This window comes from Gemmatimonas aurantiaca T-27 (assembly GCF_000010305.1).
In the GTDB taxonomy this organism is placed as follows: Bacteria; Gemmatimonadota; Gemmatimonadetes; order Gemmatimonadales; family Gemmatimonadaceae; genus Gemmatimonas; species Gemmatimonas aurantiaca.
Window position 1 is genome coordinate 2506833 of record NC_012489.1, and the last position, 14375, is coordinate 2521207.

Genomic DNA, 14375 nt, shown 5'->3' on the forward strand with positions numbered 1-14375 from the left:
GGGACGATTCTCCTGCGAGTGTGAAGAAAGAATTGGGGGACCCGACCGGGAGTATCAGCAAGAGAACTCCGGTCCGCAACCCGAAACAACGCACGAGTCATCTGAACGACGCCCGTGATGCCTGTGATACGGATGTGTGCGGGAAATGTTCAGACCGTGCGACAATTCCCGCCATGGCACCCGGACGGCGCACCGTCCGGGCATTCTCAGCCGTGTCTGATCAGTGCCGCCGTGCGGCTGACACGATCCTTACGCGCGTTCCCGCTCGCGCTTCACTTCACGGGTCACGCGCTTCCGATCGCTCGCCGCAAGCATCCGCTTGCGCAGGCGAATGCTCTGCGGCGTGACTTCGATCAGTTCATCGTCTTCGATGTATTCGAGCGCACTCTCGAGCGTGAGCTGACGGGGCGGCTCCAGCACGATCGCTTCGTCGGCACCCTTCGAGCGCATGTTCGAGAGCTTCTTTTCCTTCGTGGGATTCACGTCCATGTCACCAGGACGGGAATTTTCTCCCACCAGCATGCCCTCGTACACGGCATCACCGGGGGTCACGAAGAGCGTCGAACGATCCTGCAGATTGAAGAGGGCAAACGCGATGATGGTACCCGCTTCCATCGACACCAGCACACCGCGCGAACGGCCCGCCAGGGCACCCGCCCACGCCCCGTATTCGAGGAAACGGTGGTGCATGATACCGGTGCCGCGCGTGTCGGTGAGGAACTCGCTGCGGAACCCGAACAATCCACGGGCTGGAATGCGATACAGCAATCGCACGAGCCCCTGTCCCGGGTTCTTCATCTCGATCATTTCCGCTTTGCGCGGACCGAGCTTTTCGATCACCACGCCCATGTAGTCTTCGGGCACGTCGATGGACAGTTCTTCGAACGGCTCGAGCTTCTGTCCCTGCTCATTCACACGCGTGATCACACGCGGGCGCGAGACCTGGAACTCGAACCCTTCGCGGCGCATGGTCTCCATGAGAATGGAGAGGTGCAGTTCACCGCGACCGGACACACTCCACGCATCCGTGGTGTCGCTGTCTTCGACCTTGAGCGCCACATTCCGCTCCAGCTCCTTGTAGAGCCGTTCACGGATCTGACGCGACGTCACGAACTTCCCTTCGCGACCGGCGAACGGGGAATTGTTCACGACGAAGTCCACGCTGATCGTCGGCTCTTCCACGCTGATCCCTTCCAGCGCTTCGGGGGTCGCCGGGTCGGTCAAGGTGTTGCCGATGTCGACATCTTCGAAGCCGGCCAACTGCACGATCTCACCGGCCGAGGCCGACGGGATCTCCACGCGATCCAGGCCTTCATAGCCATACAGCTTGGTCACGCGGCCACGGATCGGCGCCTGAGAGGGATCGGTGGTCACCAGGGAGATCGCATCCCCCATGTTCACCGTGCCCCGCTCCACGCGACCGATCGCGATGCGGCCCAGGTAGGCCGAATAGTCGATCGTCGACACGAGCATCTGGAACGGCCCTTCCGCATCACTGGGCGGCGGCGGCACCGTCTTCACGATGGTCTCGTACAGCGGCACGAAGTCCACGGCTTCCACGTCCATGTCGAGCGTGGAGATACCCTGCTTGGCGCTGCAATACACCACCGGCGACTCGAGCTGCGCTTCGGTGGCTTCGAGTTCGATGAACAGCGACAACACTTCATCATGCACGCGCAGCGGATCTGCGCCGGGACGATCGATCTTGTTGATCACGATGATGGGCGTGCGGCCCAGCTCGAGCGCTTTGCGCAGCACGAAGCGGGTCTGCGGCATCGGACCGTCGAAGGCATCGACGACGAGCAACACACCGTCCACCATGCGCAGAATACGCTCCACTTCCCCACCGAAATCGGCGTGCCCCGGGGTATCCACGATGTTGATCTTCGTGTCGTTCCACCGGATGGAGGTGTTCTTGGCGAGAATCGTGATCCCCCGCTCTTTTTCGAGCGGATTCGAATCCATCACGCGCTCTTCGACGACCTGGTTTTCCCGGAAGGCACCAGCCTGACGGAGCATCTTGTCGACGAGGGTCGTCTTCCCGTGGTCGACGTGCGCGATGATGGCGACGTTACGAATTTCCATAGCCTTACAAGCTAGCTAGCCCCTGGATTGGGATTCAACGGGGGAAACGTGATCCGGACGGTTCTGTCACCAATTCCCTGCCGCACCGTGACCTTCGGAACACTCCATCGTCCCAGCGCCACGCCAATGACCGCGGCTCAGCTTGCCCTCCCCCCGAACCGGGCGTACCCTCTAAGGACACCCTTGCTGGAGGGACCGATGCACGAGGAGCAACAGAGCATCTCCGCCGACGGGAAGAGGAAGACGCCGGGCAGCCAGACGACCGCACCCGGCACCCCATCCTCGAATTATCCGCTCGGCCGAGGCTACGGCCACGACTACATGCGTGGCGGTGAAGTGTTCGGAGGCTACGGCTACAGCGCTCGTCCGGAATACGAGCAAACCCGTGGCGAACGTTCGAAAGACAGTTCCTGAGGGCAACGCCCCCACGGTCTTTCGCACACCCCAGTGACATATCCCGATTCGGGATGCGGCGGGCTGGCACAGCAGGACAGTGTCAGCCCGCCGTTGTATGCCGGCGGCGGACAAGCCCCACGGCCGTCGTCATGGCCTGAATCAGACTCTCGGCGCTGGCCACGCCCTGCCCCGCAATGTCGATCGCGGTGCCATGATCTGGCGAGGTCCGTACAAAAGGCAGCCCGAGGGTGATGTTCACCGCGCTGCCAAAACTGGCCACCTTGATGGCCGTCATGCCCACGTCGTGGTACGGGGCGATGACCGCATCGAACTCGCCCCGCAGGGCGCGCACAAAGACCGTGTCGGCGGGCAAAGGGCCATGCAGCCCGAGCTCCCGGGCCAGAGGCGCAAGCAGCGTGTCATCTTCGTCGCCAAACCGCCCGTGGTCCCCGGCGTGGGGGTTGAGGGCACACAGGACAATTCGGGGCACGGGAATGCCCAGATCGGCCCGCAGCCCGGCTTCCGTGGCCTGCGCGGCCTGACGAATGGCCGCGGCGGTCAGGGATACCGGTACATCACGTAGCGCGATGTGCGTCGTGGCGAGCACCACCCGCAGCCGATCGGACGCCAGCATCATCGTGGTGGGCACTCCGGTGAGAGCCGCCAGCATCTCGGTGTGCCCCGGATAGTCGTAACCACCGGCCTTGAGTGCCGCCTTGTCGAGCGGCGCGGTGACCATGCCGTCAATCGTGCCGCGCTGCGCCATGGCAGTGGCGCGCTCCACGGCCAGGCCGGCCAGACGACCACCCGTTGCCAGATCCGCCTGCGCATCCCCTGAAGGTTGCCAGGGCCCCAGATCCACATCCACCGGCACGCCCGTTCCCGACGGACCGATCACCTGCCAGAAGGCGCCCAGTGCCTCCACACGGGAGTCACGGAGCGCCTTGCCCACAATTTCGGGACCGATGCCACGCGGGTCCCCCAGCGTGATGCCGAGGGTGACGCCGCGAGGGTCGCCTGCGGTACTCACGAAATACTCACCTCAGGGCTCGCCCTGCCGGTCAGGCGCATACCGCACCGACACGTACGTCTGCTGCTTCAGGGAGTCGATCAGACGGCGCATCTTCTTCTCGCCGGCCAGGTGCTCCCGGATGCGCGTCCGTGCTTCGGTCACCGTCATCTCACCGCCTTCGTCGAGCAACGTCACCTGGGCGATGATGAACTTGTTCGCACCCGCCGCCGGATCCGGAATGGCAAACGGTCCGATGATGTCGTTCAGCTTCGCGCCCTCCAGGGCATTGCGATACGCCTCGGGCAGCTCGCTGCGCGGATACTCGGGAATGGTCTTTTCTTCACCACCCGATTCGTCATGGAACTTCACGCTGAGTGAGTCGTAGCTGCCGCCCTTGCGCCAGGCGCCAGCCACGGAATCCGCCAGCAGCTTCGTACGCCCCTCATCCACCGAATCCACCGTCGGACGGATGAGGATGTGACGCGCTTTCACTTCGGCCGGCTGTACGCGGTCAACCCGAATGATGTGATAGCCGAAGCCCGTTTCCAGCACGGGACTGATCACGCCCGGGTTGAGCGCGAACATCATGCGATCGAACTCCGGGACCATGCGACCACGGCGGTTCCACCCCAGATCGCCACCGAGTTCACGGGTGCCATCCATCGACTCACGCTTGGCGATGTTCTCGAAGTCCTCGGGGTGTTTGTCGAGCTGCGCGCGCAAGGAATCGATTTTCACGCGCGCCTTCTTCTTCGCGTCCTCGGACGGCTTGGTGGCCACGACGATCTGCCGCATGCCCACGCGCGCTTCCTTGCGGGGTAGCTGCGTCTTGGCCTCTTCGTACGCTTCGTCGATCTCGGCGTTGGTGACGTTCACCGCCGTCACCTTGCCGTCACGCTGCAACTTCTGCATGACCTCCTGCTGCAGCTTACTCCGGCGTGCGGCGTCGAGCTGCATCTTGCGCCACTCCTCCACCGTGCCGAAGCCATTCTCCTTCAGCGCCTGACGGAATTCCGCGTCCGTGGAGAAGTTGCCGCGGGCCTGTTTCTCACGGCTGTCGACGCCCGACTGCAGTTCGACATCGTTGACCTCGATCTTCTCGAGCTTGGCCTTCTGGACCAGCAGTTCCGCTTCGATGAGCTGTTGGAGCGCGTCCTGCTCCAGCTTGGAAAGATCCTTCGCGCTCTCGATCTTGGCCCCCTGCGCGCGGGCCGAGTTGACCGAGGACATCACTTCCGACACCAGGATCACCTGATCGCCCACGATGGCTGCTATGCCGTCCACCGGGATCGTCTTCGACGAATCCGGTACGACAGCCTTGGCGGCCTTCGCGGCAGTGGTGTCCTGCGCGTGGGAATGCGATACCGGCGCCGCGAGGATCGCGACGCCGGTGAGCATGGAGAACAACAGAGGACGATTCATGCCAGTTGGTACCCGACCAGAGGATCGGGGTTCAGGGCTTACTTCTGGGTGGTGTCGGGCGGCGTGGCCGGCGCGGTGCCGGTCGGTGCCGTCTGCGCCTTGCTGGAATCCGACGACGCCCGCAGGGTCTTCGCCTTCTCGATCACCTTGTCGAGCCCCGTCTCATTGATCGAGAACGGGTACTTGCTCTGCAGGGCATGGGCGAGCGGGTACGACACCTCGACAAACGGCACTTCGTTCTTCACCAGACGGTTGTAGAAGGAGTCGACGCGGGCGGCGGCCACCTTCGGCTTGCTGGTGTTGGCGCTGTCCGTGAGCTTGGTCGGGTCGATACCCAGACCGCCCCACACCCGCGGCACGTCCGACTTGAAGTTCATGAACAGCACCTGCAGTTCGCTCGTATCGGCCTGCGACTTGGCGCTGTCCGCCTGCTTGAGCACCAGTTCGTTGCGCACGATCTGCTTGACGAACTTCTCGACCAGCGTGTCCGGCGCCGCCACCAACTGCGGACGGATCTGCGCCTGCGGTGGGTACGCCATGACCCACTGCGCGAAGCGTGAGGCACTGAGCGAGCCACCCTTGTAGCTGGCGAGCGCGGCGTTGTCCTTCACGTAGCCGAGCGGGTTCTTGGCGATGGCCTTGGCCTTCACCGGCGCGCTGCTTTCGATCTTGACGCCATGCGACGTCTCGAGCTTCGCCAGGTAGGTGCTCTCAGCAATGGCCACGTTCCGCTGCTTGGCCACCGGCGCAAACTTCTCCGCCACATCGGCGAACGGCGAACGGTAGATGATATGGAAACCGAAGGACGTCTGACAGACTTCCTTCGAGATCTCACCCGGCTTGAGCACGAGCAGGCACTTCTCGAACTCCGGCACCATCATGCCACGCTGGAACAGACCCAGATCACCACCACGTTCCTTGGCGCCCGGCTCATCGCTCTTGGCGGCGAGTACCGCAAAGTTGGCCGTGGTGGCCTCGGCCAGGATGCCATCCGCCTTCTTCTTGGCGACGCCGATCTGCTCGGGCGTGGCGTTCGGCTCGGTCTTCACAAGGATGTGGCGCGCCGCCAGGGCTTCGCCGCTCATGTACCGCGATTCATCCGTGCCCGGCGAGAGCGAATCCCAGCCCTTGGACACATTGTCGTAGAACTTCTTGACGCGGATGTTGTCGATCTGCGACCAGAGGGCTTCCTGCATCACCTTGGCGTCGCTCAGCGAGTCGTTGTTCGCCGCAGCGAGACCGACGAGCTGATAGTTGACCCAGAGTTCTGCGATGTTCCGCGCCACGTCCTTCTCGAGCGGCGCCTGCGACTGCGCGAGGACCTCCGCGAGTCGGGCCGACGAGAGCTCAGTGTCGCCGGCCTTGGCTGCCACGTCGGGATTGGACGCCGCGCCACAGGCGACGGCAAACGCAACGAGCGCAAGAACGGACAAACGGGACGATTTCATCAGGCGAACTCCGGCAACGGAGAGATATGGGAGAAGTGAGACCCGAACGAACGACAATTGGTTGCCGTCAGGGGACCAAGGCACGCAGAGCACGATTCAGCCCTTCGAGCATTTCGGCACCCCCGAGTCGAGTCAGCTTCAGCGCAAGTGGCTGGGTGCGACGGACATCCACCTGGAACTGGACCTCGTGGAAAGCCGCCGACAGCCCCTTGAGCCGCGGAACTGCGTCAGCCCTGAAAGTAATACGCGCCTCGGATGCCCGCACAAGCACCCCGTCCACGGACAGCATGGCGCCGAGCACACGGAGCACGGCACTGCCAAAGAGGGCGTCGGCAGCGGGGGGCAATGCCCCGAACCGGTCCCGCACCTCCCGCTTGAGGGCCTCGATGGCCGCCACGTCCCGCATCGCGGTCAGGCGGCGGTACACGTCCAGCTTGGCCTCCTGCGAGATGATGTACTCGTCGGGCAGATAGGCCGGGAAATCGAGATTGACGTCGGCCGGAATCCAGGGCTTCTGACCACCGCCGTCGGCCAGCAGACGGACCGTCTCATCGAGCAGCCGCAGGTACAGGTCGAAGCCCACCGCGTGCACAAATCCGGACTGCTCCGGCCCCAGCAGATTGCCGGCACCACGCAACTCGAGATCCTTGAGCGCCACCCGATACCCGGCGCCAAGCTCCGTGTGGTGCTCCAGTACCGCCAGGCGACGCTCGGCGTCTTCGTCCACCCGATCAGGGACCAGCAGGAAACAGTAGGCCCGGCGATGGGAACGCCCCACGCGGCCGCGCAACTGGTAGAGCTGCGCGAGCCCGAGATGGTCGGCCCGGTTCACGAACATCGTGTTGGCGTTGGGTACGTCGAGCCCACTCTCCACGATGAGGGTGGACACCAGGATGTCCACCTCACCCTCCACGAACTGGCGCATGACCTTTTCCAGTTCGCGTTCCTTCATCTGCCCATGGCCCACCGCCACACGGGCGCGCGGCACGATCCGACGCAGGTGATCGGCAATGGCTTCGATGGTCTCGATGCGATTGTGCACGAAGAACACCTGCCCGCCCCGATCGAGCTCGCGCGAGATGGCTTCTTCGATGAGCGCATCATCGAACGGCTCGACGAAGGTGAGCACCGGCGAACGATCGCGCGGTGCCGTCTGCATCAGCGTCAGGTCACGCAGGCCAGCCAGCGACTGATGCAGCGTGCGCGGAATGGGCGTGGCGGTGAGCGTGAGCACGTCGGTGCTCAGTTTGAGCTGCTTGAGTCGTTCCTTGTGCTTCACCCCGAAACGGTGTTCCTCGTCGACGATGATCAGTCCGAGATCCCCAAACGCCACGTCGGGACTCAGCAGACGGTGCGTGCCGATGACGATGTCCACCTGCTTCTTCTTGAGCTTCTCCACCACCACGGCCTGTTGGCTGGCCGTCTGGAACCGGCTCATGACTTCCACGGTGACGGGGAAGTCGGCCAACCGATCGCCGAAGCTGCGGGCGTGCTGTTCTGCGAGAATGGTGGTGGGCACGAGCACCGCCACCTGCCGTCCTCCCTGCACCGCCTTGAAAGCGGCACGGATGGCGATTTCCGTCTTGCCGTAGCCCACATCACCCACGAGCAGGCGATCCATCGGTCGCTCACCCTCGAGGTCACGCTTCACATCCTCGGTGGCCTTGCGCTGATCGGGTGTGTCTTCGAACAGGAACGAACTTTCCAACTGACGCTGCCAGGCACCATCCGCACCATGCGGCGGCCGTGTGGTGACCTTGCGACGCGCATAGAGCTCCAGCAGCTCCTGCGTCATCTCCAGGATGGCCATGCGCGTCTTCTCGCGCTGGGCCTTCCATTTGTTGCCACCCAGTTTGTGCAGACGTGGCGCGGGCGCATCGTCGCTCACATCGTGCGCACTGCGATAGCGCTCGATCTGATCGATGCGGTACAGTGGCACATTCAACCGATCGCCACCTTCGTACTCGATGACCGCGCTCTCGATGGTGCTCTCGCGCACGAAGATCTTTTCGATGCCGCGATAGATGCCGATGCCGTGCTCGAGGTGCACGACGTAGTCACCGGGCTTGAGTGCACCGAGTGTGTCGAGCGACGCGCCCGTGCTGTAGCGGCGCGTGCGGCGCAAACGCCGCTCACGACGGAAGATCTCGTGGTCGGTGAGCACGCGCACCACGTGCGGCACCACAAACCCGCCGCCCAACACGCCGATGGCCAACGCAGCCGCCACCGGTCCGTCTTCTCCCAGCAGTTCGTCGAGCCGCTCGGCCTGCCCGGCGTTGTCACACAGGATGACCGTGTGCAACCCGTCGCGCTGCAGGCGGCGCAGCACCCGCAGATCGCGCGAAATGGTTTCCGGGTGGCGCACCGGGAACATGACGTCCGGCTCCGGCCCCACCGGCTGCAGATCCTTGCTGTTCGCACTCGTCGCCTTCTGGGGCGGCGGATTGATGCGCACCGTGCCGAACCGCGCCAGGGTGCTGGCCATCTCCGGCGGTGGCACAAACAAGAGATCGCGGTGCGTGTAGTCTTCGCCACGTCGCAGGGCGAGCTCGATATGGTGCGCGGCCTCATCCCAGGTCCGCACCAGCTCGGGCAAGACACTGCTGCCTGCAGGCATCACGACAATCGAATCGGACGGCCAGAGCGCCGGCAGCGCCACGCGTTCATCGGTTTCTTCGGCCATCTGCACCCGCCCATCCACCGGCAGGATGAGCGCCAGCTCGGCATCTCGCGTGCTGCGCTGCGTGTTCAGATCGAAGTGCCGCAGCTCGATGATGTCATCGCCCCAGAACTCGAGGCGCACCGGTTCGGCCATGCCGAACGAGTAGATGTCGAAGATGCCACCACGCACGGAGAACTGGGCCACGTCCTCCACCATGGGCACCCGCTCGAAACCGATGGACTCGAGATGGGTGACCAGATCCGACAGGCGGCGCTGGTCACCTTTGCGCAACTCGAGACGGGCGCCGCTCAATGCACGTGGCAGCGCCGTGCGTTCGAGCACCGCGCGCGAAGTCGTCAGCAGAATGCGCACCGCGCTGCGCCCGAGCTTCTCGAGCGTTTCCACCCGTTCGCCGGCCACTTCGGCGTGAGGCTCCACTTCCCCGAAGCCTTCGCGCGGCGGGTAAAGCGCCACTGGCACATCGTCGAGCAGTGCCTGCAGGTCCGCGAGCCAACGCTCGGCGTCTCCCAACTGATCGGCGATCACCACCACCAGGCGCTGCGGCAACGCTCTCGCCAGACCGGCCACCAACACGGCATCGGACGAACCGGCCAATCCGCCGACCCGCAACGACGCCCCCGCTCCCGGCAGCGCCTTGAGCATCCGATCGAACGCCGGCAGCCCGGCGATCGCATCTATCAACCGCGGTAGTCCCATCACCCACTCATCGAGAAGTCCGAAGCGGCGTCCGGCCTGCCTGTCGGCCCACGCCAGCTAGCGCACAAAGCTAGCGACCGCTGATCCACGCCTCGGCAATCAATGCGAGCAATGCCAGCGCCACCAGCGGCAGCAACAACGCCTGGCCTTCGGCGAGCGCAAAGACGGTGCGCTGCCACGACGCGCTGGTGGCTTCCGCCCGCACGTCGGCCCCCTTCACGAGCGAGGCGATGAGCGTGTTGCCATCGGCACTGGACGTGCCGGTGCCCGCGAGTTCCGACTCCGCCGGTTCGGCATTCACCACCAGGGCGCCGACGCGCGCCGCTTGGCGGCGCAGAAAGTAGACGCCGGCCTGTGACGGGACGGTGACCCGGTCGCCCGAGGTGGGCAGCAGCGTGCCGTCAGGACGCTCGAGGGCCGTCACATCACGCAAGCCCGTCACCACCGCGCCCGGGACCGCCGTGATCAACCGGCCATCATCACCCAGGCGACGCGCTAGGGCCTCCAAGACCCAGGGCACAAACGCGGCCTTGAGCGGCAAATCGGTGGCATCCGCATCGAGCGGGGAACCAAGAAGCACGTATCCATCGCCGGCCACCACCCACGGTGCGCCGCCGGCCGTGGCGATGGTATCGAGCGCTGTCGACGCCGTGTTTGGCGCGGCCGCTCCCGCTGAGGCACCGGCAGTCTCGCTCGATGCGCCCGGCGAATAGACCAGCGGGAATCGCCACCGTACCGTCGTGCCTTCAAAGGCCAGCGCCGTGGGGCTGGTCGAATCGGCCACACCACCACGGGACGGTACCCGCGCCACAACCACACCACGCGCGATCGCCCCAAAACGCCACGGGATGCCGAGCCGCGTGAGCTGCCGATTGGCACTGCCAACCTGCAGCGGATCGGCGGGGGCCGTCAGCAACACCGGCTTGCGCGTGCCGTCGGCTTCGGCGCTCGACACGGTCACGACTCGTGGATCGCTCTCGCTGCCGCGGGTCAATCGGCCTTCGTCGACCAGCGTGCCAAGGGCTGCCGACAGAAAAGGACCGCCCTGCGTGCGAATCGCCACCGTCGGCGGCGGAGCGACACGTACGGCAAACCACCGGGTGTCGTCGGCGCGCAATGCGTCGGCATCGAGTTCCACGCTGCCGCGGATCCAGCCATTGCTGCTGCTGGCCAGCCGCTGCGTGATGCGCGATGGAGCCTGTGCGGTGGCCGCCGGTACGACACCGCGGGCCACCGTGCGCCCATCCAGCGCGAGACGCCAGGCCGCAGAATCGGGTGATACCACGGCAAGCGAGACATCACCGCCCGGTGTCCACCGTACCGGCGAAGGTTCGGCCATCACGATGGCTCGATTGCGCACATCGCTCGCCCCATGCTGCAGCAACACCACCGGCACATCGCCCGCATCCACGAGACTGTCGGTACGAAATGCCGATCGCTGACCATCGCTGACCATCGCCACCACTGGCGTGCGTGGAGCCCCGCTGCGCGCCAGACCGACGGCCCGCTGGGTCGCGACCGCGAGATCCCCGCGCCCGCCGAGCGGCGTGATGGCCGCGAGCGACTGCTCCAGCGTGGTGGCGGTGCCACCGATCACCCGTCCGTCTGCGGTGACAATCCAGGCGCGATCTTCGCCGCTCAGTTGAGCGAGCAGGCCACGCACATCACCGCGCAGCGAATCGAACAACACCCGACCATCGCGGGCGACGCCCGTGCTCATGGAGTTGTCGAGCACCACGGCCAGCGCGATCGGGGCGTGCCCGACGCCGAACAATCGTGCAATGGGACGCGCTGCCGCGAGCGCCAGCGCGATCACGGCCAGGATGCGCAGCAACAGCAGCATGCGATTGCGCAGCTTCAGTTCGCGGCTGTGCTCCTGTTCCATGCGCGCCAAATAGCGCACAGCGGGAAAGTCGACCGTGCGGCCGATCTTTCGGCGCAACAGATGGACAAGCAACGGCACACCCGCCAGAACGGCGAGTGCGAGAAAGGCGGGGGCGAGAAACGCCATGTCGTAAACAGTTCAGATGCCGAGTCGATCAAACCATCGCGCCGCGTCCATTCACTCCGACGAGATGCCGCAGCGCGCGACCAAAGGGCTCGTCCGTATAGGCCAATGCATACCGCGCTCCGGCGCGCCCGAGCGCCTGGCGCCACTCGGCCAGGGCCTCCTGCACCGTCGTCTGATAGGTATGCCGCACATCACCGGGCGACGCCGGCACCTCGGCGCGTGACTCAGGATCCCGGTAGCGCGCTTCGCCCGAGTCGGGGAAGTCGCGCTCGGCCGGATCCATCACATGCAGCACCAGCACTTCGTGCCCACGGGCCCGCAGGGTGCGCGCGGCATCCGCCACCGGTTCGGAATCGGTGAGTAAGTCCGACAGCAGCACCACAAATCCCGGACGGCGGACCAGCTTGCCCGCCTGCAGCAGCGCGGGGGCAACCTGTGACTCCGCCCCCCCACCCGGCTCGCTGAACGCGGCCATCAAGCGGCGCCACTGGGTGCGGTGGGAACGCGGCGGAACCACGTCCCGCAGGCCGGCGTCGAAGCGGACCAGTCCAACGGCGTCCCGCTGCCGGAGCAACAGCAGCGCCATCGCCGAGGCCAGCCGTTCGGCGTAGGCCAGCTTGGTCAGTCGCGAAGGGTCGCCAGTCCATTGCATGGAGGCCGAAACGTCGAGCACGAGCATGGCCCGGGCATTGGTCTCTTCCTCGAACTGTTTGATGACCCAGCGATCGGCGCGCCCTGCGATGCGCCAATCGAGATAACGCAGGTCATCACCCGGCATGTAGGGGCGATGCTCCGCGAACTCAACCGAAAACCCCTTTCGGGGCGACCGATGGAGACCGGTAATGAAGCCGTCCACCACCCAACGGGACACCAGTTCCAGATGGCCCAGCGCCGCCAGGACGGCAGGGTCGAGTTGGTCGGCACGGGGTTGGCTCATGACTCAAGGATACGCGCAGGTCACCGATTTTGCGGCAGTCTTGTGACCAAGTGTTCAAGATTTTGGTCCCATTGACAGTTCTACCGGTGAACGTAGGTTGGCGAGCAGGTGTAACAGTGTGCCAACTGAGGACGCGTTTTGTAGCACTCCCCGCCCGTCTGCGGAGGTTCCCAATGGTCCAGTTCAGTATTCCCTCCCCCCGAAGCGCCGGCCTCCGGGCCGCCAGCCTCTCCCTCGCGATAGCCGTTGCGGCCAGTCCGCTGACAGCGCAGGTGTCGGTCACGCCCGTTTCCAATAACGAACGTGCCGTCCCGCAATTGCGAATCTTCGGTGTGAACAACGTGATGTCGCTGGCGCAGTGGCCCGGCGTTTCCATGAAGGTGGACGAAGAGTCGCACGTGGTCATGTTCGCGGTCACCCGTGGACGAGCCGACATTCCCATTCAGGTCCTGTCTCCGCGCCGCCCCGGACTCGAAACACGCATTCGAGGCGGTCGCACCATTCAGGCCCGTGCCCTCGACCGAAGAGAGCTGCTCCACCTCGTGAACTACGGGGAGGCCCCACTGGTCGTGGCCTTTGCCTCCCGGTCCAAGCCCGACCTCGAGCAGTTCCGCTTTGGTCCGGAGTGGGCGGACGACATGTTGCTCGACACTCTGGTCACGAGCCAGGAGGAGATGCTGCAGGTCTTGGGCAAGACGGTGTTCGGACAGGAAGCGGAGTTTTCTGTCGCCGTCGCCACCGCCCCGAATCCCACGCCGCTCAGCCGATTTGCCGAGTCCTGGTACTTCGACAACGGCTGCACCGGACAATCCAGCTACTACTGGCGCCGCTCGGCACTCGGCTGGTTTGGCGGCAGCATGTTCGACGACATCAACCCCTCGGTCCGCAACGCATTCGGCCTTTCGTTGTATGGCCGGTCGCCGTTCGCCTTTGGTATGGCGTTTGGCATGGGCTTCGGCGTGGGCATGCCGGCCATGTTCTATGGCTCCATGGTGTCCCTGGTCGCCCCGATCACCCTCGGTGGGCAATTCTGCACCGGATATCGTGTCGCCTGGTGGCCCAGTGTCCTGCCGCCGATCAACCGCCCGGTCCCTGTAGATACCACAGGCCTTCCGACGGATTCCTCGCGCACAGGGATTCCGGCCGTGCCGGCCTCACGTGCCGCCGACGAAGAACTGATCGCCCGGGGCCCGGCCATCCCGGTACCGTCGCCAGCGTTTGAACCGTCGGCATGGCGGCGTGGCGAGACCGGAAGCGAACGCCGCTTCCCAGCCGTGGTGGCGGAAGAGCGGCCCTGGAACACCACCCGAGCGCTGCCGAGCAGAGCGACAGGCTCGGAGTACGTGGGTGATGCCGGCAATCTCGAGGCTCGCCAGCGTGCCGGAGAGCGGCGGTACCAGCAGACGGAATGGAACCGGAACCGGGGGGTGTCAAACAGTGGCGGTGCCCAGGCGAGCGGGAACGCCTCGAACGGCAACGCGGCATCCCGTGCCCCGTCCCCTACGCGTGGCCGGGAGTTCCCCACGAGCGGCTCCGGTACCCCCGCTTCGGCGGGCGGCGCCCAAACGGAGGCACCGCGCCCGGCGCCGGCCCCCAGAAGTGACGGTGCGATCATTCCGCCAACGCCCGCCGGTCAGCCCGGTGGCACGCCCTGAGGGCTTTGCCGAAACCTGAGATTGGCCCAC

Annotated in this window: 9 protein-coding genes; 2 read left to right on the top strand and 7 right to left on the bottom strand. The window is 65.1% G+C overall.

Annotated features, from left to right (window positions below):
• Positions 1-249: 249 nt before the first annotated feature.
• On the bottom strand, positions 250-2085 hold the full coding sequence (gene typA / locus GAU_RS11050) for a translational GTPase TypA (protein ID WP_012683633.1): 1836 nt from the start codon (positions 2083-2085) through the stop codon (positions 250-252).
• A 198-nt stretch (positions 2086-2283) separates the two neighbouring features.
• Here typA and GAU_RS11055 point away from each other — a divergent pair, with 198 nt between their 5' ends.
• A complete protein-coding gene (locus GAU_RS11055) occupies positions 2284-2499 on the top strand; it encodes a hypothetical protein (RefSeq protein WP_156798996.1) in 216 nt (71 codons plus the stop codon).
• Between the two features lie 82 nt (positions 2500-2581).
• Here GAU_RS11055 and GAU_RS11060 read toward each other — a convergent pair whose 3' ends face one another.
• The 6 genes from GAU_RS11060 to GAU_RS11085 form a co-directional block, all read right to left on the bottom strand.
• The gene (locus tag GAU_RS11060) at positions 2582-3511 is read right to left on the bottom strand and encodes a PdxA family dehydrogenase (protein WP_012683634.1); all 930 of its coding nucleotides are present in this window, start codon (positions 3509-3511) and stop codon (positions 2582-2584) included.
• 12 nt (positions 3512-3523) lie between these two features.
• Positions 3524-4915: a peptidylprolyl isomerase gene (locus GAU_RS11065; RefSeq protein WP_012683635.1), complete on the bottom strand. Its 1392-nt coding sequence runs from the start codon at positions 4913-4915 to the stop codon at positions 3524-3526.
• Positions 4916-4953: 38 nt separating this feature from the next.
• Positions 4954-6363, bottom strand: coding sequence for a foldase protein PrsA (locus tag GAU_RS20865; RefSeq protein WP_012683636.1), 1410 nt, complete (start codon positions 6361-6363; stop codon positions 4954-4956).
• A gap of 67 nt (positions 6364-6430) precedes the next feature.
• A complete protein-coding gene (mfd, locus tag GAU_RS11075) occupies positions 6431-9742 on the bottom strand; it encodes a transcription-repair coupling factor (protein WP_052574384.1) in 3312 nt (1103 codons plus the stop codon).
• 70 nt (positions 9743-9812) lie between these two features.
• Positions 9813-11753: a BatA domain-containing protein gene (locus GAU_RS11080; RefSeq protein ID WP_012683638.1), complete on the bottom strand. Its 1941-nt coding sequence runs from the start codon at positions 11751-11753 to the stop codon at positions 9813-9815.
• A gap of 28 nt (positions 11754-11781) precedes the next feature.
• Positions 11782-12690, bottom strand: a complete 909-nt coding sequence (locus GAU_RS11085) for a DUF58 domain-containing protein (protein WP_012683639.1) — start codon at positions 12688-12690, stop codon at positions 11782-11784.
• Positions 12691-12863: 173 nt separating this feature from the next.
• Here GAU_RS11085 and GAU_RS11090 point away from each other — a divergent pair, with 173 nt between their 5' ends.
• Positions 12864-14345: a hypothetical protein gene (locus tag GAU_RS11090; protein WP_012683640.1), complete on the top strand. Its 1482-nt coding sequence runs from the start codon at positions 12864-12866 to the stop codon at positions 14343-14345.
• Positions 14346-14375: the final 30 nt, after the last annotated feature.

Bases quoted from the DNA above. Each gene is read 5' to 3' on its own strand.
- typA (WP_012683633.1), bottom strand. From the start codon at position 2,085: ATGGAAATTCGTAACGTCGCCATCATCGCGCACGTCGACCACGGGAAG.
- GAU_RS11055 (WP_156798996.1), top strand. From the start codon at position 2,284: ATGCACGAGGAGCAACAGAGCATCTCCGCCGACGGGAAGAGGAAGACG.
- GAU_RS11065 (WP_012683635.1), bottom strand. From the start codon at position 4,915: ATGAATCGTCCTCTGTTGTTCTCCATGCTCACCGGCGTCGCGATCCTC.
- GAU_RS20865 (WP_012683636.1), bottom strand. From the start codon at position 6,363: ATGAAATCGTCCCGTTTGTCCGTTCTTGCGCTCGTTGCGTTTGCCGTC.
- mfd (WP_052574384.1), bottom strand. From the start codon at position 9,742: ATGGGACTACCGCGGTTGATAGATGCGATCGCCGGGCTGCCGGCGTTC.
- GAU_RS11080 (WP_012683638.1), bottom strand. From the start codon at position 11,753: ATGGCGTTTCTCGCCCCCGCCTTTCTCGCACTCGCCGTTCTGGCGGGT.
- GAU_RS11085 (WP_012683639.1), bottom strand. From the start codon at position 12,690: ATGAGCCAACCCCGTGCCGACCAACTCGACCCTGCCGTCCTGGCGGCG.
- GAU_RS11090 (WP_012683640.1), top strand. From the start codon at position 12,864: ATGGTCCAGTTCAGTATTCCCTCCCCCCGAAGCGCCGGCCTCCGGGCC.